The sequence below is a fragment of the Nonomuraea longicatena genome, assembly GCF_039525605.1.
Classification (GTDB): Bacteria; Actinomycetota; Actinomycetes; order Streptosporangiales; family Streptosporangiaceae; genus Nonomuraea; species Nonomuraea longicatena.
On the sequence record NZ_BAAAHQ010000015.1, the window covers coordinates 188,202 to 208,724 of the forward strand.

General features: G+C 72.3%; 23 protein-coding genes. 8 read left to right on the forward strand and 15 right to left on the reverse strand.

Going from position 1 to position 20,523, the window contains the following annotated elements; all coding sequences use genetic code 11:
- Positions 1-6: 6 nt before the first annotated feature.
- The 6 genes from ABD120_RS16410 to ABD120_RS16435 form a co-directional block, all read right to left on the reverse strand.
- Positions 7-825: an urease accessory protein UreF gene (locus tag ABD120_RS16410; protein ID WP_343950752.1), complete on the reverse strand. Its 819-nt coding sequence runs from the start codon at positions 823-825 to the stop codon at positions 7-9.
- The gene (locus ABD120_RS16415) at positions 825-2,525 is read right to left on the reverse strand and encodes an urease subunit alpha (protein ID WP_343950753.1); all 1,701 of its coding nucleotides are present in this window, start codon (positions 2,523-2,525) and stop codon (positions 825-827) included. The genes ABD120_RS16410 and ABD120_RS16415 overlap by 1 nt, the downstream gene beginning before the upstream one ends.
- Positions 2,518-2,829: an urease subunit beta gene (locus tag ABD120_RS16420; RefSeq protein ID WP_343950754.1), complete on the reverse strand. Its 312-nt coding sequence runs from the start codon at positions 2,827-2,829 to the stop codon at positions 2,518-2,520. The genes ABD120_RS16415 and ABD120_RS16420 overlap by 8 nt, the downstream gene beginning before the upstream one ends.
- The gene (locus ABD120_RS16425; RefSeq protein ID WP_343950755.1) at positions 2,826-3,128 is read right to left on the reverse strand and encodes an urease subunit gamma; all 303 of its coding nucleotides are present in this window, start codon (positions 3,126-3,128) and stop codon (positions 2,826-2,828) included. The genes ABD120_RS16420 and ABD120_RS16425 overlap by 4 nt, the downstream gene beginning before the upstream one ends.
- A 68-nt stretch (positions 3,129-3,196) precedes the next feature.
- Positions 3,197-4,462, reverse strand: a complete 1,266-nt coding sequence (locus ABD120_RS16430) for an endonuclease/exonuclease/phosphatase family protein (RefSeq protein ID WP_343950756.1) — start codon at positions 4,460-4,462, stop codon at positions 3,197-3,199.
- A 111-nt stretch (positions 4,463-4,573) separates the two neighbouring features.
- Positions 4,574-5,293, reverse strand: a complete 720-nt coding sequence (locus ABD120_RS16435) for a Mut7-C RNAse domain-containing protein (protein ID WP_343950758.1) — start codon at positions 5,291-5,293, stop codon at positions 4,574-4,576.
- A 27-nt stretch (positions 5,294-5,320) separates the two neighbouring features.
- Here ABD120_RS16435 and ABD120_RS16440 point away from each other — a divergent pair, with 27 nt between their 5' ends.
- The 3 genes from ABD120_RS16440 (at position 5,321) to ABD120_RS16450 (ending at position 6,950) form a co-directional block, all read left to right on the forward strand.
- Positions 5,321-6,262, forward strand: coding sequence for a TAXI family TRAP transporter solute-binding subunit (locus tag ABD120_RS16440; protein ID WP_343950759.1), 942 nt, complete (start codon positions 5,321-5,323; stop codon positions 6,260-6,262).
- 152 nt (positions 6,263-6,414) lie between these two features.
- A complete protein-coding gene (locus ABD120_RS16445) occupies positions 6,415-6,714 on the forward strand; it encodes a type II toxin-antitoxin system Phd/YefM family antitoxin (RefSeq protein WP_343950760.1) in 300 nt (99 codons plus the stop codon).
- A gap of 59 nt (positions 6,715-6,773) precedes the next feature.
- The gene (locus ABD120_RS16450; protein WP_343950761.1) at positions 6,774-6,950 is read left to right on the forward strand and encodes a type II toxin-antitoxin system RelE family toxin; all 177 of its coding nucleotides are present in this window, start codon (positions 6,774-6,776) and stop codon (positions 6,948-6,950) included.
- On the opposite strand, the gene ABD120_RS16455 is transcribed toward ABD120_RS16450, so the two are convergent.
- From ABD120_RS16455 to ABD120_RS16475, 5 genes are all read right to left on the reverse strand, one after another.
- Complete coding sequence (locus tag ABD120_RS16455; protein ID WP_343950762.1) at positions 6,947-8,284, reverse strand: sensor histidine kinase; 1,338 nt, start codon at positions 8,282-8,284, stop codon at positions 6,947-6,949. The two genes, ABD120_RS16450 and ABD120_RS16455, sit on opposite strands and share 4 nt — an antisense overlap.
- Complete coding sequence (locus tag ABD120_RS16460) at positions 8,281-8,946, reverse strand: response regulator transcription factor (protein WP_343950763.1); 666 nt, start codon at positions 8,944-8,946, stop codon at positions 8,281-8,283. Before ABD120_RS16460 ends, ABD120_RS16455 begins: the two co-directional genes overlap by 4 nt.
- Positions 8,947-8,956: 10 nt before the next feature.
- Positions 8,957-10,279, reverse strand: coding sequence for an MFS transporter (locus ABD120_RS16465; protein WP_343950764.1), 1,323 nt, complete (start codon positions 10,277-10,279; stop codon positions 8,957-8,959).
- A 91-nt stretch (positions 10,280-10,370) separates the two neighbouring features.
- Positions 10,371-11,336, reverse strand: a complete 966-nt coding sequence (locus ABD120_RS16470; RefSeq protein WP_343950765.1) for a GNAT family N-acetyltransferase — start codon at positions 11,334-11,336, stop codon at positions 10,371-10,373.
- 42 nt (positions 11,337-11,378) lie between these two features.
- A complete protein-coding gene (locus ABD120_RS16475) occupies positions 11,379-11,624 on the reverse strand; it encodes a DUF2630 family protein (RefSeq protein WP_343950766.1) in 246 nt (81 codons plus the stop codon).
- Positions 11,625-11,900: 276 nt separating this feature from the next.
- Between ABD120_RS16475 and leuA the strand changes: the two genes are divergently transcribed.
- From leuA to ABD120_RS16495, 4 genes are all read left to right on the forward strand, one after another.
- Positions 11,901-13,607 carry a 2-isopropylmalate synthase gene (gene leuA, locus ABD120_RS16480; RefSeq protein WP_343950767.1) on the forward strand — a complete coding sequence of 569 codons (1,707 nt, stop codon included), beginning with the start codon at positions 11,901-11,903 and terminating at the stop codon, positions 13,605-13,607.
- Between the two features lie 121 nt (positions 13,608-13,728).
- The gene (locus tag ABD120_RS16485) at positions 13,729-14,265 is read left to right on the forward strand and encodes an MFS transporter (protein WP_343950768.1); all 537 of its coding nucleotides are present in this window, start codon (positions 13,729-13,731) and stop codon (positions 14,263-14,265) included.
- Positions 14,262-16,571 (forward strand): PEP/pyruvate-binding domain-containing protein, encoded by a 2,310-nt coding sequence (locus ABD120_RS16490; protein ID WP_343950769.1) that lies wholly within the window; start codon positions 14,262-14,264, stop codon positions 16,569-16,571. The genes ABD120_RS16485 and ABD120_RS16490 overlap by 4 nt, the downstream gene beginning before the upstream one ends.
- 9 nt (positions 16,572-16,580) lie before the next feature.
- Positions 16,581-17,186 carry a TetR/AcrR family transcriptional regulator gene (locus tag ABD120_RS16495; RefSeq protein WP_343950770.1) on the forward strand — a complete coding sequence of 202 codons (606 nt, stop codon included), beginning with the start codon at positions 16,581-16,583 and terminating at the stop codon, positions 17,184-17,186.
- A gap of 3 nt (positions 17,187-17,189) precedes the next feature.
- On the opposite strand, the gene ABD120_RS16500 is transcribed toward ABD120_RS16495, so the two are convergent.
- Positions 17,190-17,888, reverse strand: coding sequence for a TetR/AcrR family transcriptional regulator (locus ABD120_RS16500; protein WP_343950771.1), 699 nt, complete (start codon positions 17,886-17,888; stop codon positions 17,190-17,192).
- A gap of 66 nt (positions 17,889-17,954) precedes the next feature.
- Here ABD120_RS16500 and ABD120_RS16505 point away from each other — a divergent pair, with 66 nt between their 5' ends.
- Positions 17,955-18,860, forward strand: a complete 906-nt coding sequence (locus ABD120_RS16505; RefSeq protein ID WP_343950772.1) for a Gfo/Idh/MocA family protein — start codon at positions 17,955-17,957, stop codon at positions 18,858-18,860.
- Here the strand turns inward: ABD120_RS16505 and ABD120_RS16510 are convergent.
- The 3 genes from ABD120_RS16510 to ABD120_RS16520 form a co-directional block, all read right to left on the reverse strand.
- Positions 18,838-19,632, reverse strand: coding sequence for a trypsin-like serine peptidase (locus ABD120_RS16510; RefSeq protein WP_343950773.1), 795 nt, complete (start codon positions 19,630-19,632; stop codon positions 18,838-18,840). The two genes, ABD120_RS16505 and ABD120_RS16510, sit on opposite strands and share 23 nt — an antisense overlap.
- Positions 19,633-19,708: 76 nt before the next feature.
- Positions 19,709-20,188: a cupin domain-containing protein gene (locus ABD120_RS16515; RefSeq protein WP_343950774.1), complete on the reverse strand. Its 480-nt coding sequence runs from the start codon at positions 20,186-20,188 to the stop codon at positions 19,709-19,711.
- A 10-nt stretch (positions 20,189-20,198) separates the two neighbouring features.
- Positions 20,199-20,390 (reverse strand): hypothetical protein, encoded by a 192-nt coding sequence (locus tag ABD120_RS16520; RefSeq protein WP_343950775.1) that lies wholly within the window; start codon positions 20,388-20,390, stop codon positions 20,199-20,201.
- Between the last annotated feature and the right edge of the window lie 133 nt (positions 20,391-20,523).

Here is a 20,523-nt window from a genome sequence, read left to right on the forward strand (position 1 = left end):
CTTTCCTCAGGAGACGAACAGCCGGACGGCCGCCTCGGCGTGGCGTTCGGCGAGCAGGTCGAGGGCGGGCGCCGAGTACGCGGGCAGCCCCGCCCAGGTACGGAGGTCCGGGTCGGCCCCGCCGACATCTTCGGGCGGGCCCTGACGCACCGCTCGTTCGCCTACGCGGACGGCGGCCTGCCCGCCGACGGGCGCCTGGAGTTCCCGGGCGGCGGCCTCGGCGGCTCGGGCGGTCACGGTCGTGAGGTTCGGGGTCAGGTCGGCGAGCAGGCGGTGGACGGCCACCGGGTCGAGCCCCAGCAGGCGCACCGCCGCCGTGGCCGGTCCCGTGATCGCGTGGTAGGCCGCCGCCAGGGCGGCGTCCTCCGGTGCGGCCCCCGCCGCGTGCGCCGCCGCGCCGAGCGCGACCGGATGATGGGGCGACGGTACGGCGGCGGCCAGCGACTCCAGCACCGGCGACGGCCACAGGCGGCCCGCCACCCGCAGCAGCAGCCTGCCCTGCTGCCGAGCCGCCCGCCGCTGCGCCGGAGACGCCGTCCGCGCGTCGGCCTCCGCGTCGAGCTCCTCCCACACCCGGCCAGAAGAAGTGAGGACGTCGGGTGAGGTGGGGACCGGGGAGGAGGGGGCGGTTGGGAGGGCGCAGGCGGCTGCGGCGAGGGCGGCGCAGACCGCGCCGGTCGTGTGGAGGCGGCCGCGCAGGAAGGCGGCCAGCGTCGCCACGTCAAGGACGGCACCCGCCGCCACTGCCGCCTCCACGCCGCCCGAGTGGGCGTGGCCGCCCGCCGGCAGGCGGGAGTCCGCGAGCAGGAGCAGCGCGGGATGCATCAGAACAGGAAGTACCGCTGGGCCAGCGGCAGCGTCTCGGCGGGCGCGGGCTCGACGGTCTCGCCGTCGATCGTGACGGTGAAGGTGTCCGGCGCCACCGAGATGGCGGGCAGGGCGTCGTTCAGCGGCATGTCCTGCTTGCCGCGCCGCCGTACGGAGGCGACGGGCGCCAGCCGCCGCCGGACGTCCAGGTCGAGCCCGGACTCCAGCGCCAGCGGCGAGACGAAGTGCAGCGACGTGGCGGCGGCCGTGACCGGCACGGCCCCGAACATGGGCCGGGGCAGCACCGGCTGCGGCGTCGGGATCGAGGCGTTGGCGTCCCCCATCTGCGCCCAGGCGACGACACCGCCCTTGAGCACGAGCGCGGGCCGTACGGCGAAGAACGCGGGCTCCCACAGCACCAGGTCGGCGAGTTTGCCCACCTCGACCGAGCCGACCTCGGCCTCCAGCCCGTGCGCCACGGCGGGGCAGATCGTGTACTTGGCCACGTAGCGGCGGGCGCGCAGGTTGTCGGCGGGCCCGCCCAGCGCGCCTCTGCGCGCCTTCATGACGTGGGCGGTCTGCCACGTACGGATGATCGTCTCGCCGATGCGCCCCATCGCCTGGGAGTCGGAGCCGATCATGGAGATGGCCCCGAGATCGTGCAGGATGTCCTCGGCCGCCATGGTCGTGGGCCGGATCCGCGACTCGGCGAAGGCTAGGTCCTCCGGCACGGCCGGGTTCAGGTGGTGGCAGACCATGAGCATGTCGAGATGCTCGTCGAGGGTGTTGACGGTGTGCGGCCGGGTCGGGTTGGTGGAGGACGGGAGCACGTTGCGGTGCCCGGCGATCTCCAGGATGTCGGGCGCGTGCCCGCCTCCGGCGCCTTCGGTGTGGTAGGCGTGGATCATCCGCCCGCCGATGGCGGCGAGCGTGGATTCGAGGAATCCGGCCTCGTTGAGCGTGTCGGTGTGCAGCGTCACCTGGACGCCGGTCTCGTCGGCGACCCGCAGGCAGGCGTCCACGGCGGCGGGGGTGCTGCCCCAGTCCTCGTGGAGCTTGAAACCGGAGGCCCCGGCCCGCAGTTGTTCGAGCAGTCCTTCGCGGCTGACGGTGTTGCCCTTGCCGAGGAGCGCGAAGTTCAGCGGGTAGGAGTCGAGCGACTCCAGCATGCGCGCGAGATACCAGGTGCCGGTGACGGTGGTGGCCTTGGTGCCCTCGACGGGCCCGGTGCCGCCGCCGACGACGGTGGTGACGCCCGCGCCGAGGGCCTCGTCGAGCAGTTGCGGGCAGATGAGGTGGACGTGGGAGTCGACGGCGCCGGCGGTGAGGATCCTGCCGTTGCCCGCCAGGATCTCCGTGGAGGGCCCGATGACGATGTCCACGTGGGACATGGTGTCCGGGTTGCCGGCTTTGCCGATGGCGGTGATGCGGCCGTCCGTGACCGCGACGTCGGCCTTGACGACGCCCCAGTGGTCGAGGATGACCGCGCCGGTGACGACCAGGTCGGGGGCGCCTTCCGCGCGGGTGGCGAGGCCCTGGCCCATCGACTCGCGGATGACCTTGCCGCCGCCGAAGACGGCCTCGTCGCCCGCACCGGACGGGCCGGAGGAGCGGTCCTCGGTGATCTCGATGAACAGGTCGGTGTCGGCCAGGCGGATCCGGTCGCCGGTGGTGGGGCCGTACAGGGCGGCGTAGGCGGCGCGGCTCAGCTCAGTCATCGAGCGGCCCGGCGGACTCGGGGCGCAGGCCGGGCACCGTACGGGCGCCCGCGATGGGCACCAGCCGGACCTCGCGCTCGACGCCGGGCTCGAACCTGACGGCGGTCCCCGCCGGGACGTCGAGCCGCATCCCCCACGCGGCCCCTCGGTCGAAGGACAGGCCCGGGTTGGCGACGGCGAAGTGGTAGTGGGAGCCGACCTGGACGGGCCGGTCGGCGGTGTTGACCACGCGCACCTCGACGCGTTCGCGGCCGGGGTTGAGGGGGATCGGCTCGTCCGGGTGGACGTACTCGCCGGGGATCACGGGATCGGCCGGTGGACGGTGACCAGTTTGGTGCCGTCGGGGAAGGTGGCCTCGATCTGCACCGAGTCGAGCATCTCCGGCACCCCGTCCATGACGTCGGCGCGGCCGAGGACACCCCGCCCGGCGCTCATGAGCTCGGCGACGGTGCGTCCGTCGCGGGCGCCCTCCAGGAGGAAGGCGGAGATGAGGGCGGTCGCCTCGGGGTGGTTGAGCCGCAGGCCCCTGGCCTTGCGGTCACGGGCGACTCCGGCCGCGACGTGGATGAGCAGCCGCTCCTGCTCGTGTGGGGTGAGCCGCATGCCCCGGACCCTAGGGACCGCCCGTTTCCGGGGCGTTGCGGCTCGATGTCGTGTCGGTTTCCCGCGCCTCAGCCGACCTTGAACGTGGTCAGGACGGCCGCGTGGTCGGAGGTCCAGGCGTTGCCCCGGTGGTTCGGGATCGCTGTGGGCGTGCCCTCGACGACGGCCTCCGAGGCGGTCACCTTCAGGTCACCCTGGTAGAGGACGTAGTCGATGCGGTCCTGCGGTTCGGGCTCGCCCTTGTGGGCGTCGTGGCCGTACCCGCCGGTAAAGGTCGGGTACACCGGCGACCAGGTGACGCCGGGCTTGGCGACCGGGTCGGGGTTGGCCACCCGGTAGGAGTCCTTGAACCCGGCCTGCTCGGGCACGACCGAGGTCGGCCACGGCATCGACTCGTAGCCGCACCTGCGGGTCGCAGGCGTCCAGTCGAGATGGGAGGGGGCGTTGAAGTCGCCGGTCAGCAGGACGGGGGTGCGCCGTACGTCGGCGAGGTCGTCGGCCATGGCCGCGACCAGGTCCTTGATCTGCTTGGTGCGCCGGGACTCGGCCTCCCGCTCCAGCAGCCGATCGACGCTCCACTTGCCGAAACAGGCGTCGTAGGGCCCGTACGGCGTGTACCCGAGGTGGGCCGTCCACACCGACACGGTCCGCCGCTCGTCGAGCTCGACCTTGACGTTGACGCCCGCGAGCCCGGACACGGACGGCAGCGGGCCACGCGAGACGATCGGGTAGCGGCTGATGACGCCCATGTCCGAGCCGGCCTGGTAGTAGTCCCAGCCGAGCGCCTCGGCGAGTTCCCTGGCGGAGGTGGAGGAGGTCTCCTGCATGCCGACGACGTCCACGTCGGTGTCGAGGAGGAACTTCAGTTGCTTGGCGCGGGCCCCCTCGACCTGGCTGCCGCCGTGCCACAGGTTCCAGCTCATGGCCTTCAGCTCGGGCACCAGCGGGGCGCCCGGCGGGCGGACGGGGATGCGGACCAGCGCCGTCGTGCTCTCGCCCGTCTCGCCCCGGGCCTCGACGGTGACGGTCGCGGTCTTGGCGGAGGCGGAGGCGGGCGGGGTGCCGGTGACGGTGCCGTCCGCGCCGACGCGGACCCACGACGGCCCGGCCGCCTTGGAGAAGCTCGCCCGCCCCTGTACGGTCCCCTTCACGCTGGCCGAATAGGGGGACTTGGCGCGGGCGTTGCGCAGGGCGAAGTCGCCGGTGACGAAACGCGGGCTCTCGGTGCTCACGAGCTTCACGGTGAACGCTCCGTCGGGCGCGGCGGCGGCCGGGACTGCGGGAAGGGAGAGGGCCGCCGCGATGACGACGGCCGTGGGGAGGGTGTGACGCATGAATGCTCCTTGTGCGGGTGTTCGCACAGGAGACTCGCGCGTCAGAGTGACGGCAGGGTGTACACAAGTTGAAAGGTGTTAGAGCAGGTCAGAGCTACACAAGTGACACACTTAGCTGGACAGGTGGGCGCGGGCCGACCTGACGATCTCCTCCAGGTGGCCGCTGTGCGCACCCCGCCAGTAGACCTGCCCGCAGTCGCGGCAGCGGCCGTAGGCGTCGTAGCCGCTGCGGGTGCCCGCCTCCAGCACGCCCTCGACCTCGCCCTTGGCGACCTGGTCCAGCACGCCGTTGCACGCCGTGCACCGGGTCCACGGACGCAGCGGAGGGGCGAAGCGTTCGAGCAGGTCGCGAAGCTGCTCGTCGGCCCGCGAGCCGCGCACGTACGCCCCGAGCCACAGCGCCCGCCTGCGCAGCAGCCCTCGGTCCTGTGTGAGCAGCACCCGGTGCTCCTCGTTGGCCTGCACGACCAGGGCGGGGTCGTCCATGTCGTTGTGGTAGGCGGTGTCGACGCCGAGCAGCCGCAACCGCCGGGCCAGCGTCCCGAGGTGCACGTCGAGGAGGAACCTCGGCTCGCCGTCCACGGGCTGCGGCCGGGGCATGGGCACGACGTCGATCACGTCACCGGGCACCGGCTGGTAGGAGGGGGCGACCTCGGCCGCTCCCGCCGTCATGGGGCCGACCTCGGTGAGGGGGATGCCGAGCGACTCGACGAGGTGCCCGAGGGAGGAGGTGCCGTCCAGGGCGAGGCCATGCTGCTCCCGGCGCCGGGACGACGGCAGGAAGAATCGCAGCTCAGGGGCGACACGCAGGTGAATGTCTGGATCGTCCACCCCGCCAGCATGCCATAGCGTGGAGAGATGACCGTGTCCCGTCGTTCCTTCCTCGCCGCGGCGGCCGCCGCCGGGGCCGCCGCTGTGGCAGGTGGTGTGGCAGGTGGTGTCGGCGGGTGCGCGGGCGGGCGCGAGGAGCCCGGCAGGCTGCGGCTGGCGACCGGACCGGCGGGCGGGCCGTACGAGGTGCTGGGGGACCGGTTCGCCGCCGAACTGCGCCGCGTGGGCTTCGAGGTGAGCGTGGTGCGGACGACCGCGAGCGTGCGCAACCTGGAGATGCTCGGCGACGGCAGCGCCGACCTGGGGCTGGCCCTGGCCGACAGCGCCGACCAGGCCGTGCGCGTGCACGGACGGCCGGTCGCGGCGCTGGCCCGCATGTACCTCAACTACGTGCACCTGGTCGTCCGCGCGGGCTCCGGGGTCCTGGCCGCGACCGAGCTGGCGGGCCGTCCGATCTCGATCGGAGCCGTCGGCTCCGGTACGGCGGTGACCGCGGAACGCGTGCTCGGCGCCGCCGGGCTCGGCTCCGCGCGGCTGCTTCGGCTGGGGCTGGACGAGTCCGTCAGGGCGTTGCGCGACGGCCGCGTCGAGGCGTTCTTCTGGTCGGGCGGGGTGCCGACGCCCGCGCTCGCCCGGCTCGGCGACATCCGGCTGGTGCCCCTCGACCTGCTGGTCCCGGTGCTGCGCCGGATGTACGGGCCGCTCTACGAGCACGCCACGGTCCCCGACGGCGTGTACGGCGGCGCCCGCCCGGTCGCGACGATCGGCACGGCCAGCTACCTCGTCTGCCGTGGCGACCTCGCCCCCGACCTGGCCCGTACGGTCACCGAGACCCTCTTCGCCAGCCGCGACCGCCTCCAGGCCCCCGACGCGCCCGGCGGCCGCCTGGACCGCCGCTACGCCATCGGCACCGGCGCCGTCCCCCTCCACCCGGGCGCCGTCTCCTACTACCGCTCGGTCTACGGCTGACCCTTCGAGTCTCCTTCCTTCCGGGCCCAGGAAACTGAGCAACATGTACACACTGCACATGCTGTGCAGCTTGTGCAGGTTCTATGTATCGTGGAGGGCGGAACCACCCGGGCGAGAGCGACCCCGGCGCAGGAATCATGAGGAGAATCACCATGGCCATCACCGACTCGCTGGGCATCGCCGAAGCCCGAAGCCAACTCGGAACGCTCGTCGCACGAGCCGTTCACGGCCACCAGCCCACCACCATCAGCCGATCCACGACGGAGCGCGCCGTCCTGATCTCGGAAGACGACTACAAGGCACTGCTGCGCGCTCGCCATGAGCTGGAGGTCAGCCGAGTATCCGACGCGATCGCCGCCCACGGCCGAGGTGAGCGCGAGATGATGACGTACGACAGCAAGGAGGCCTTCTACGCCGACCTTGGCCTACCCGTTCCCGGTGAGCATTCTTGAAACGATTCCTCCACATCGACCTCCCGGTAGGCAAAATCCTGGGCCGGTTGGCGCCTGGCTTGCGCGTCTCCATCGGAGAAACCCTGCTGGACCTGACCGAGGACCCAGAACCGCTCGGGGCGATGCCCTACGGTGGCATCCCGGACGCGTTCGAGATCCATACCAACGCCTTCCGCGTGGTCTACACGTACGGCCCTGACCACGTCTCGGTCTGGGTGCTGGAGATCGACACCTAGCCTTCGGGCAGGCGGATCTCCACCACCAGGCCGTGCGGGTCTGCGGGGAGCAGGCGTAGTTCGGCGCCGCACGCGTCGGCGAGTTCGGCCGCGATGGCCAGGCCCAGCCCGCTGCCCGGCACGTTGGCGTGCGAGCCGGACCGCCAGAACCGCCCCAGCGCCTCGGCCCGCTCCTCCTCGCCGAGCCCCGGCCCGTCGTCGGCGATCCTGAGCACCCCGGCGGCCAGTTCCACGCTCACCCGTCCACCGGCGGGCACGAACTTCTGCGCGTTGTCGAGCGCGATGTCCGCGATCCGCGCCACCGGCTCCGGCACCACCCCGTCAGCCCCGGACGAGGAGCCCAGGGAAGAGCACAGCGTGAGCCCGCGCGCCGCGTACACCTCCCGCCAGCCGGCCAGCCTCGGCGCCAGCTCGGCCGGCGCGGCGGGAGCGGTCGCGCCCGCCTCCACCCTGGCCAGCGTCAGCAGGTCCTCGACCAGCAGCGCGAGCCGGTCGATCTCGGCCAGCGCCTCCTCGTACTCGGGACCGCCCTCCTCGCGCAGGTGTGGTTCGAGGTTCTCCAGCCGCAGCGACAACACGGTCAGCGGGGTGCGCAGCTCGTGGGAGGCGTCGGCGACGAAGGCGCGCTGGCGTTCGAGGGCGCCGGAGACCGCGTCGGCCATGGTGTTGAACCGCTCCTCCAGCCGCCGCAGCTCGGACGGCCCGGCCCCGTGGTGGACCCGGGCGTCGAGCTGCCCTTCCGCGATGGCCCGCGTGGTGCGGTCGAGTTCGGTGACCGGCCGCAGGATCCAGCGGGCCAGACGCCGGGCGGCCAGCACCGAGTAGCCGAGGGCCACCAACGCCCCGGCCGCGAGCCCGCCCCACACCAGCGCGACGTCCTTCCTGGCCGCGTCGGTGGGCGTCTCCAGCAGCACCACGCCGGACAGTTGCGCGTCGCGGCCGGCGGGTTCGGCCAGCAGCACGGCCTGCGGGCCGAACGGGCTGATCGTGGGCAGGTCCTCGGTGACCCGGCCGGACATCGCCACCTCGACGGCCGCGCCGGTGTCGGACCGCATGCTCCCCGCCTCTGCCAGCACCTCGCGGTCGCGGCCGAGGACGCGGACGGCGGCGCCGTACACCTGGGCGTACCGGCCGATCTCGCCGCGCAGCGCGATCAGGTCGCCGTCGCGGGTGGCCTGGTCGGTGAGTTCGGCGAAGCGGGTGGCGTCGGCGCGGCGGTCGAGCAGCAGCCGGTTGGTGCGGTGGGAGGCGTAGGCGAGCCCCAGCGGGACGGCCAGCGCGGCGATCAGGAAGACGATCAGGGTGGTGAAGGTGACCACGAGCCGGGCGTTCACGGCGGCGAGCCCAGCCGGTAGCCGGTGCCGCGCAGGGTCACGACCAGCCCGGGACGGCCGGTCTTGGCCCGCAGCCCGGCCACGTGCACGTCGAGGGAGCGCGAGGCCGACAGCAGCGGGTCGCCCCAAACCTCGTCGAGGATCTCCTCGCGGCTGCGGACCACACCGGGCTGGCGGGCCAGCAGGGCGAGCACGTCGAACTCGCGCCTGGTCAGCGTGACGGGCTCGTCGGCGACGTACACGCGCCTGCACGCGAGGTCGATGCGGACGTCGCCGACGCACACCACCTGGTCGCGGGCCGGCTGCGGACGGGTGCCCCGGCGCACCACGGCCTCCATGCGGGCCATGAGCTCCGCCGTGCGGAAGGGCTTGACGAGGTAGTCGTCGGCGCCGGAACGCAGGCCGCGCAGCACCTCGCGCTCCTCGACGCGCGCGGTCACGACGATCAGCGGTACGGCGGAGCTGCGCCGCACCCTGCGCAGCACCTCCAGGCCGTCCATGTCGGGCAGCCCCAGATCGAGCAGGACGAAGTCGGCGCCCCCCGCCAGGCGGAGGGCGTCGACGGCCCGCGCGGCCCGCACGACCTGGTGCCCGTGGCGGGTGAGGGCCGTGGTCAGTGCCGCCGCGAGCCGGTCGTCGTCTTCGACCAGGAGCACTCGCACGCACCCCAGGTTAGACGCGCGCCGAGACCTCCTGGGACGGCGTGCCGCCCTGCTCGCCGCGGGTCAGCGCGGCGTCGCGGGTCTCCCTCATGGTGAAGTAGACGACCAGCGAGACGGCTGCGCAACCTGCGACGTACCAGTAGAAGCCCGGCTCCATGCCCGAGTCCTTGAACCACAGCGCCACGTACGGCGCGGTGCCGCCGAACAGCGCGTTGGCGATCGCGTACGGCAGCGCCACGCCGAGCGCCCGGATGTTCGTCGGGAACAGTTCGGCCTTCACGACCGCGTTGATCGAGGTGTAGCCGGTGATGATGAGCAGTCCGGCCAGCGACAGCACCAGCGCGCTCCAGAAGCCGGAGACCGACGACAGCGCGTACATGAGCGGCACCGTGCCGAGCATCGAGCCGAACCCGAAGGTGATGAGCAGCGGACGGCGGCCGATCCGGTCGGACAACGCCCCGGCGGCGGGCTGCACGCACATGAAGATGAACAGCGCGCAGAAGCTGACCAGCGTGGCCGTGGACTTCGGCAGCCCGGCCGTGTTCGACAGGTACGTCGTCAGATAGGTGGTGTAGGTGTAGTACGCGACGGTTCCGCCCATGGTGAGGGCGATGACCAGGAAGAATTCCTTCTTGTGCGTGAACAGCGCCCTGAGTGTTCCGCGCTCGGCCTTGGAGGCGCCCGCCGAGTCCTCCTCGTCGTAGGCCTCGGTCTCCATGAGGTTGCGACGCAGGTAGAACACGACGGCGGCGCCGAGCGCGCCGATGATGAACGGGATCCGCCAGCCCCAGGAGGTGAGCGCCTCCTCGGACATGGTGTTCTGCAGGATGATCTGCAGACCGAGTCCGATGAGCTGGCCGCCGGTCATCGAGACGTACTGGAAGCTGGAGGCGAGGCCGCGCCTGCCCGGTGGGGTGGCCTCGGTCAGGTAGGTGGCGCTGGCGGCGTACTCACCGCCGACGGAGACGCCCTGCAGCAGACGGGCGATGAGCAGCACGACGGCGCCGAAGTAGCCGACCGCCTCGTACGTCGGGGCGATGGCGATGAGCAGGGCGCTGGCCGACATGAGCGTGACCGTCATGGTCAGCGCGGCCTTGCGGCCCTTCCGGTCGGCGTAGCGGCCGAGCAGCCAGCCGCCGATCGGACGCATGAAGAAGCCCACGGCGAAGATGCCGAGGGTGTTGAGCAACTGGGCGGTGGGGTTGCCCTTGGGGAAGAACGAGGCGGCGAAGTACAGCGCGAAGCTGCTGTAGACGAACCAGTCGTACCACTCGACCAGGTTGCCGACAGATCCGCCGATCACGTTCTTCCACGGCATGCGAGCTTTGCTCACTGGGAAACCTCCATGGGGTGTTGTTGCAGGTCAGAGCCTCACCCCAGAAGGTTTGTCCGGACAAGGGAGCGCGCCGTAATCTAACGTGCGCTTAACGTTGGAGTGAGACCTGCCAGGTCTCCCACTCGTCGAGCAGCCGGAAACCCATCGCCTCGTTGATCGCCAGCATGTGCCGGTTCGAGGTGGCGTTCCACGTGATGACCTGCTCCGCGTGGGGTACGCGCTCGCGCAGCGACCACAGGTTGTCCAGCTTGAGCGCGAGGCCGAGGCGGTGCCCCCGGTGCCCGGGGAGCACGACGGTGTCGGCCTGGTAGGCCCAGGTGTCGGCCCCGTCGGCGCGGACACCCAGGCGGGTGAGGCCCGCGACGGCGTCGTCGGACTCGCGTCTGGCCAGCACGCCGAGTGTGTCCCAGCCTCTCCGCGAGACGACCTGCTCTATCTCGCGCACGCGGTCGAGGTCGTAGTGTTCCTCCTCCAGGTCGCCGCCGCGCGGGGCGTCGTTCATGCCGTTCATGAGCAGGACCAGGTCGGGCAGCAGTTCCTCGGGCGCGGGGCTCGCGAAGCGCTCCAGCCGGTAGCCGTCGTGGGCGGGTGCCGCCGCCCGGACGGCGTCCCAGTCGAGGGTGCGCAGGTCGAGGGTGCGGCGGGCCTCGGGCAGCACGATCTCGCAGCCCATGGCCTCGACGAAGGCCCTGCTCCCGCCGGAGGCGGGCGACTCGCCGACGACCAGACTCCGGCCCGCCGCCCGGACGGCCGCGCGGGCGCGGGTGAACAGCGCTCCGCCGATGCCCCGGCGCCGGTGGGCGGGATGGACGAACAACTCGTACACGTACGCCTTGCGGGGGTTGTCGAGGTGGGAGAAGAACAATGCGAAACCGCCCAGCACGGCGTCGCCGTCGAGGGCGGCCCATATCTCGCTCGTGGCCCCGGTGGGGCCGTTGCGCAACTGCCATTCGACGTCGGCGCGGAAGACCGGCGGGCCCGGCCGGTCGGCGACGGCGGCGGTGTAGGCGTCGAGGTAGTCGGGGGGCAGGTCGTCGAGGCGCCGGATGTCCATGGGGACAGGCAACCGGACGCGCCCGCGCCGGCGCCATCGAATTTACTGCTGGTAGCCCTCGACCTCGGTGACCGGGCGGGCCGAGGCGTCGTCGGGGTTCTCGCCGACATCCCGGCGGGCCCGCCGCTGGCGGAGCAGGTCCCAGCACTGGTCGAGCGACGCCTCCAGTTCCCTGACGCGGACGTTCTCCTCCTCGGAGGTGACCTGCCCGGTGCCGAGCCGGTCGCGCAACTCGCGCTCCTCCGAGACCATCGCGCTGATCCTGGCCAGAATCTCGTTGTCCTGCATGATCACGACTCTAGACGCCGGAATATAGGATGTGACATCTGTCGGGTATCGCGCCGGTAAGGAAAGCACCGATCCCCGCCTCGCCTCCGGCGGTGATCTCGGCCCGTGAGATCCCGGCCCGTCCAAGGTGAGACGTCTGGTAGCCTGCAAGGCATGCTGCGCGGGCTGCTTCTTAGCTGCCGCGGCGAGGGCCTCTGAAACTGGCCGGCCCCCTCGTCGCGGAGCGAGCCATGCGCGTCGGCCGTTTCCTTCTCGACCGACGAGGATCTTAACCCGATGACCGCTCAGCAGCCCAGCTCCATGCCGGTTCACCGTTACCAGCCCTTCGCGCCCGTCAGGCTGACCGACCGCACGTGGCCCGACCGGGTGATCACCAAGGCGCCGCGCTGGTGCGCCGTCGATCTGCGTGACGGCAACCAGGCGCTGATCGACCCGATGGACTCCCACCGCAAGCTGAAGATGTTCGACCTGCTGGTGCGGATGGGCTACAAGGAGATCGAGGTCGGCTTCCCCGCCGCGTCGCAGACCGACTTCGACTTCGTCCGTCAGATCATCGACGAGGGGCGCATCCCCGGCGACGTGGTGATCCAGGTGCTGACCCAGGCCCGGCCCGAGCTGATCGAGCGCACCTTCGAGGCCATCAGGGGCGCCAAGCAGGCCATCGTCCACCTGTACAACTCCACCTCCACGCTGCAGCGGCGGGTGGTGTTCGAGAAGGACCGCGACGGCATCACCGCCATCGCCGTCGAGGGCGCCAAACTGGTACGCAAGCTCGCCGAGGCGAGCGACGTGGACGTCCGCTACCAGTACTCTCCCGAGTCCTTCACCGGCACCGAACTGGAGTACGCCGTCGAGGTGTGCGACGCGGTCAACGAGATCTGGCAGCCCACCCCCGAGCGCAAGGTCATCGTCAACCTGCCCGCCACGGTCGAGATGGCCACCCCCAACGTCTACGCCGACCAGATCGAGTGGATGAGCCGCAACCTGCGCGACCGCGACTCGATCATCCTGTCCGTGCACCCGCACAACGACCGGGGCACCGCCGTCGCCGCCGCCGAGCTCGGCTACCTGGCGGGCGCCGACCGCATCGAGGGCTGCCTGTTCGGCAACGGCGAGCGCACCGGCAACGTGTGCCTGGTGACGCTGGGCATGAACCTGTTCACGCAGGGCGTGGACCCCGAGATCGACTTCAGCGACATCGACGAGGTCCGCCGCGTCACCGAGTACTGCAACCAGCTACCCGTGCACCCGCGTCACCCGTGGGGCGGCGAACTGGTCTACACGGCCTTCTCCGGCTCCCACCAGGACGCCATCAAGAAGGGCTTCGAGCACCTGGCCGCCGACGCCGAGGCGGCCGGCGTGCCGGTCGACCGGCAGACGTGGGCGGTGCCGTACCTTCCGGTCGACCCGAAGGACATCGGGCGCTCCTACGAGGCGGTCATCCGGGTCAACAGCCAGTCGGGCAAGGGCGGCGTCGCCTTCATCATGAAGGCCGACCACCAGCTCGACCTGCCGCGCCGCCTGCAGATCGAGTTCTCCAAGGTCGTGCAGGCCCGCACGGACGCCGAGGGCGGCGAGGTCACCCCGGCCGAGATGTACTCGATCTTCGAGGACGAGTACCTCCCGACGCCGGGCAACCGGTGGGGCCGCCTGAGCCTGATGGCCCACCGCCACGACTCGACCGGGCAGGAGCGGGACCGCATCTCCGCCGACGTCCGCGTGGACGGGGAGATCAGGGAGATCTCCGGTTCCGGCAACGGGCCGATCTCGGCGTTCATCGACGCCATCGCGCGCGTCGGGATCTCGGTGCGCGTGCTCGACTACGTGGAGCACGCCATGAGCGCGGGCACCGATGCCAAGGCGGCTTCCTACCTGGAGTGCGAGGTGGACGGCCGGGTGCTGTGGGGGGTCGGCGTCGACGCCGGCACCACGACCGCGTCGCTGAAGGCGGTCATCTCGGCCGTCAACCGCGCGGCCCGCTGATCCCCACGTTCACCGGACGTTCCGGAAAAAGGGCACGGCTCATCTGAGTCGTGCCTTTCTCGTTCACCGGGGATTGATCTACTCTTCTTAGAGAACGCTTCGTTCTCTAAGAAGGTGCCGGATGCCCCTCGCCCTGCCCGGCCTGATGCTGGCCATGCTGCTCGGCGCGCTCGACCAGACCATCATGGCGCCCGCGCTGCCCGCCATCGCGGCCGACCTCGGCGGGTTCGGCCAGCTGCCCGCCATCGTCACCGCCTACCTGGTCGCGGCCACCGTCGTGATGCCCGTGTACGGCGGGCTCGGCGACAGGTACGGCCGCAAGCCGCTCATGCAGGCCGCCATCGTGATCTTCGTGGCCGGTGCGGCGCTGAGCGCGCTGGCCACCTCGATGCCGCAGTTCCTGCTCTTCCGCGTGCTCCAGGGCGTGGGCGGCGGCGGCCTCATGATCGGCGCGCTGATCACCGTCCGCCTGCCGGACGGCGCGAGCCTCCCGTCCGCCGGCGCCGCAATGGGCCGGGCGGCCATGACCGCCTTCGCCGACGCGGTACCGTTCGTGTTCGCCCTGATGGCACCCCTGCTCGGGGTGGCCTTCCTGCTGGCGCTGGCGCTGCCCGTACGTCCACTGCGCACCACCGCACACGTTGAGGAGCCCACATGACACTCGTCGCACCCCTGCGCGACTTCGGTCGCCGTGATCTCGACCGGGCCGGCGGCAAGGGCGCCAACCTCGGCGAACTCCTCCGGCTCGGCCTGCCGGTCCCCGACGGGTTCGTCGTCACCACCGCCGCCTACGGCCTGGTCGCCTCCGCCACGGAGATCGCGGACGTGGAACTGCCCGCCGAGCTGCGGAAGGAGCTTGTGGGAGCGTACGAGCGGCTGGGGGGCGGGCCGGTGGCCGTGCGCTCCAGCGCCACCGCCGAGGACCTGCCCAGCGCCGCCTTCGCCGGGCAGCAGGACACCTTCCTCAACGTCGTCGGCGAGCGGCAGCTGCTCGACGCGGTCCGCCGCTGCTGGGCCTCGCTGTTCACCGCGCGCGCGGTCGCCTACCGGGCCAGGCGCGGCATCGCCGACGACGGGGTCGCCATCGCGGTCGTGGTGCAGAGCATGGTGGAGGCCGAGATCGCGGGCGTGCTGTTCACCGCGAACCCGGTCACCGGCGCCCGCGACGAGTTCGTCGCCGACGCAAGCTCCGGCCTCGGCGAGGCCGTGGTGTCCGGCCTGGTCACCCCCGACCATTACGTCCTCGACCGGGAGGGGCGGCCGCTGCACTACCGGGCGGGCCGCCGTGAGGTCGTCGTCAGGAGCGTCGAGGGCGGCGGCACCCGCGAGGAGCGCCCGGACGGCCCCGGCGGCCCCCGGCTGCCCGCCTGGGCGCTGCGCGAGCTCACCGCCCTCGGCGCCCGCGTCGCCGCCCACTTCGGCCGCCCCATGGACCTCGAATGGGCCTACGCCGCCGGGCGGGTGTCGCTGCTGCAGGCCAGGCCGATGACCGCGCTGCCGCCGCCGCCCCTCACCCGCAGGCTCAACGCGGCCCAGCGCCGCATCGGCGGCGTCCTGCTGGAGTACATGCCGGTCCGCCCCTATCCGATCGACATGTCGAGCTGGCTGCCGTACGGCCCGGCCGGCCTGATGGGCGAGGTCGCCGACCGGATGGTCGGCATCAGGGCCTCCTTCGAGGAGGCCATCGAGGAGCAGGACGGCGTCGCCTACCGGATGGTCCCGCCCACGATCAGACCCACCCGGCGCCTGCTCACGCTGCCGGTGCGGCTCCTGCGCAAGGCCAGGACGTACGATCCCGCCGCCTGGACCCGCGACCCCCGCTTCTCCGACTACCTCACCCGGGTGGAGAGGATGAGGGCCGCCGACCTGGCGAGCCTGCGCTGGCCGGAGCTGAAGGCGGTGCCGCGCCAGGTGCTCGACCTCGTCCGCGTCGTCGCCGACCTGCGCGTCGACTACCTGCCCGGCAGCGCGCTCGCGGTCGTCGAACTGCACGCGGGGCTACGGCTGTACGGCCTGGGCGGCCACGCCTCCGCGCTGGTGGCCGGCGCCAGGACCCGCACGGAGGACACCAACCGCGAGCTGGCCGCGCTCGCCAGGCGACTGGACGAGCCCGGCTTCGAAGCGGCGTTCGCACGCTTCCTCGACGAGTACGGCCACCGCGAGACCATCAGCCCGGTCCTGGTCTCCGCGCCCGGCTGGGGCGACGACCCGGAGACCGTACGGGGGCTGCTCAAGGTGCTGGCCGACGGGGACGAGCGGCCGGAGGAGCCCGATCCGCTGGCGTCGCTGCTGCGCCATCCGAGGTTGCGCCCGCCCCGGCGGCGGGCCCGGATCCGGCGGCTGGTGGCGAAGGCGCGGGCGGGGTTCGCCTTCCGTGAGGACAGCCACTTCTACTTCACGATGCCGCAGCCGCTGCTGCGCCGCGCGCTGCTGGAGATGGGCGGGCGGCTCGGGCTGCGCGAGCGGGAGGACGTCTTCCACCTGCGCCTGGAGGAACTGGAGCGGATCAAGGACCCGGACTCGGAGGCGACCGGGGAACGGCTGCGGTCGATCGTCTCGGCGCGGGCGGCCAAACGCGAGGAACTGGAGGGCGTCAGGATGATCGACCCGCGTGCGGTCTTCCCCGCGCCCGACCCGGGCGACGCGCTGGTGGCGGGCACCCCGGCGAGTCCCGGGCGGGTGAGCGGGCCGGTGCGCGTGATCCTCGGGCCCGCCGACTTCGGCCGGCTGGAGCCCGGCGACGTGCTGGTCTGCCCGTACACGAACCCGGCGTGGACGCCGCTGTTCCAGCGGGCCTGCGCGGTCGTGGTCGACACCGGCGGACCCGGCTCGCACGCCGCCATCGTCGCCAGGGAGTACGGCATCCCGGCGGTCATGGGTACCTGCGGCGGCACCGCCGTCCTCACCGACGGGCAGCGGGTCGTCGTGGACGGGGACCTGGGCCGGGTGAGTGGATCTCCTTAGGATGCCGGTATGGCGATTATGGCGACCGACCACCGCAAGCAGCCGCGCCGCAGGGGCGAGGCACTCAACAACGCCATCTTCCAGGCCGTGCTCGACGAACTCGCCGACGTCGGCTACGCCGGGCTGACGATGGAGGGTGTCGCGGGGCGGGCGGGCACCGGCAAGGCGTCGGTCTACCGGCGCTGGCCCACGCGCATCCACCTGGTGACGGCCGCCGTCTACTCCCGCTTCCCCGCCTGCGGCGACGTGCCGGACACCGGCAACCTGCGCGACGACCTGCTGGAGGCGCTGCGGCGCGTCGCCGCCGCCATGGAGGGGACCCCGGGCCTCGCCCTGCGGGCCGTGCTCAGCGAGGTGCTGACCGACCCCACGAAGGCCGCGCTGCTGCGCCAGGACTTCCCGAGCGCGGCCCGCCGGATGATGATCGAGGTGGCGCGCAGGGCCGTCGAGCGGGGTGAGATCGCCGAGGTGTCCGTCACCCCGCGCCGCATGGCCACGGGGGCGGCGCTGATGCGGCACTACGTCCTGTTCCACCACCAGCCGGTGACCGAGGAGCTGATCGTGCAGATCGTGGACGAGGTGATGGTGCCGCTGCTGTCGGCGCCGGTGCCGTGAGCCTCAGCCGCGCAGCCCCATGAGCGCGGCGTGGTTGCGCATGGTGTGCTCGAAGGCGGCACGCCGCTCCTCGATGACGTTCTCGAACTGGCCGAACACCTCCATCGTCAGCCACCCGAACAACCCGGTCCACGCCGTCACCGCGAGGAAGACCGCCGTGTCCGTCTCGCCGGGCAGGATCTCCCGCAGCGTGCGCGCGTCGCCCGCGACGGCCGCGGGCGGCTCGGGCAGGCCGGGCGGCGGCCGCAGCGCCCCTGCGGCGGTGGCGTCGGCGACGATCCGGCCGAAGACCGTCACCGCGCGGCCCGCCGCCCCGAGCGTCTCCTGGGGCGCCTGGTAGCCGGGCACCGGAGAGCCGTAGATCAGCGCGTACTCGTGCGGGTGCGCCAGCGCCCAGTCCCGGACGGCGTGGCACAGGCCGAGCCAGCGCCCGAGACGGTCGGCCGGGTCGTGGCCGTCGTCCGCGCGCTCGGCGACCTCGCCCACGGCGTTGTAGCCGTCGATGATGAGCGCGGTCAGCAGATCGTCGCGGCTCGGGAAGTACCGGTACATGGCAGAGGAGACCATGCCCATCTCGCGGGCGACGGCCCGCAGCGACAACCCGCCCGCGCCGTCGGTGGCCAGCTGCCGCCGGGCCAGGTCGGTGATCTCCTTGGTGAGTTCGGCTCTGACGCGTTCGCGCGCGCTCCTTCCAACGCTCATGCGGGCACGCTACCAGAGCGCTGACTGTAAACGAGAGCACCGCTCTGCCCGGGCTAGTCTGGCCCGATGAAGACCGCCCTGATCGGTCTGGGGGACATCGCGGAGAAGGCCTACCTTCCCGTGCTCGCCGCCCAGCCCGGCCTCGACCTGCACCTGTGCACCCGCGACCCCGACCGGCTGCGCAGCCTCGGCGAGGCCCACCGCGTCGCCAAGCGGTTCACCTCGGTGGAGGCGGTGATCGCGGCGGGCGTCGAGGCGGCCTTCGTGCACGCGGCCACGGCCGCGCACCCCGAGATCGTGACGGCGCTCCTGGAAGCCGGGGTGCACGTCTACGTGGACAAGCCGATCGCCGACAACCTGGCCGACGCCGAACGCCTGGCCGCGCTCGCCCGGACGGCGGGCCGCTCGCTCATGACCGGCTTCAACCGCAGGTACGCCCCCGGCTACGCGGCCCTCACCGAACTGCCGCGCGACCTGGTGCTCATGGAGAAGAACCGCGCCGACCACCCCGACCTGCCCCGGCCGGTGGTCTTCGACGACTTCATCCACGTCGTCGACACGCTGCGCTTCCTCGTCCCCGGCGAGGTGACCGGTACCCGCGTGCGCACCCGTGTCCGCGACGGCCTGGTCGAGCACCTCGTGCTGGAACTGTCCGGCGACGGCTTCACCGCCCTCGGCGTGATGAACCGGGTCAGCGGGGCCTCGGAGGAGAGCTGCGAGGTCATGGGCGCGGGCGTCAAACGGCGGGTGGTCAACCTGGGCGACGTGCTCGACTATCGGGGCGGCGAGGTACTGCACCGCAGGCCGGACTGGGTTCCGGTGTCCCGCCAGCGGGGCATCGAGCAGGTGTGCCTGGCCTTCCTCGACGCGGTCGCCGCCGGTCGGGTGCTCGACGCCGCCGACGCCCTGCTCACCCACCGGATCTGCGAGGACATCGTCGCCGACGCCCTCAGCGCGGCTCCTCCCGCATGACCGTCTCGGCCCGGACGAGCATACGCCGGAAGGCCCGCGAGTCCAGCGGCGCCAGCACGGTGAAACCGTCCGGGTCCGACAGCGGGCTCGACGAGGAGACCACGGCGGCCACCCCGCCACCGCGGACGGCGGGCCCGCCGCTGCCGCCACCGGCGGCGTGGCAGTTGTGCGTCACCAGCACCCCCCGGTAGGGGGCGGTCCGCGCGAGGCAGTGGTAGAGGCGGGTGCCGGGGTAGTCGCGACCGGCCGGATACCCGAGCAGGTCCAGGCTCCGCGCGCCGCTCCTCCCGGTCAGCGGTCGCAGGCCGCCGCCCGCCACCTCGCCGAGCGTGCGTCCCTTGCGCGCCACCCCGACCAGGGCCACGTCGTACGGCAGCCGCGACGGCGCCCCCGGCCGCTCCCGCCATCGGGCGGGCACCCAGGCGTGGACGGCGCTCCAGGCGCCGAGCGGTGAGCCCGCGCCCTGGAAGCCCGGCGTGAACTCCAGCCGCTCCAGCAGCCGCCCCCGGTGGTAGAGGCAGTGGGCGGCGGTCAGCACCAGGCTGCGGCTGCGTGAGCGGACCACCGAACCGCCGCACACGATCTCCCGGCCGTCGATCGGGTCGCGCCCGACCAGCACGCCGACCTCCGGCCTGGTGGTGACGGCGGGGGCGTAGCCGAGCCGGTCGCCGCCCGGCGTCAGCACCCTCGGCACGGGCACCGACCGCTGGGGCGGTCCGGCGAGGGGAGGCGGGAACGGGAGCAGGGCGAGCGAGACCATCAGCCGGAGCACGCGTCCACTGTAGGGCGACGATGATCAGCGCCCTGGGCTGCGACACTCTTCTTTACCCCGTCGTGGGGCCGGATAATCAGACCCAGTAGTTGTCGTGCCGCAGGAAGAACTCCGCCTTCTCCTCCTCGCTCATCTCGCCCAGGTGGGCGACGCCCTCGAAGTACCCCTCTCGCGGCGCTCCGGGGGAGAAGTGGATCAGCATCTCGGCGGGCGCCCCCGACTCGTTGCGGAAGCCGTGGACCCCGCCCGGCGGGACGTGGATCCAGTCGCCGGGCGCGGTGTCGATCCAGTCGTCGCCATCGTAGATCCGGATGCTTCCGGAAAGGATGTAGAACGACTCCGACAGCGACCGGTGGAAGTGCGGCCCGGGACCGCTGGGCACCGGACCCATGACCCAGTGGTACAACCCGAACAGCCCGCCCGTGGAGGCGCCCGTGGACAAGTAGTGGACACGGGTCCCGTTGGCGTGGACGAGGTCGGGGGCGGTGCCGGCGGGCCGGTAGGTGGCGCTGGCCTCGCCGTTGTCGCCGAAGTAGAGCGGGTCTGGGTACGTCATGGGGCCGAGCCTAACCCCGGCGCTTCTTGTCCACCTGCGCCCACCCGATCAGCGCGAGTCCGGCGAGTCCGATGCCGAGGTAGGCCGCGGTCGGCAGTTCGACCATGCGGTGCAGCAACCCCCAGTCGCGGTCGAAGAACGCGCGGGCGACGAAGGCGCCGAACCCCTGCACGATGACGATGAATCCCAGAATCTCTCGCATGCCCTCCACGATCCTGCAGCGGCACCGGCCGCCGCATCCGTCGATGGGCGGCCGGGCGCCGACCAAAGTCGATGCCGTCGCGGCGGACGGTGGCGCGGCCGGTGAGCGTGGCCCTGGAAGGGCGGCCACCCGG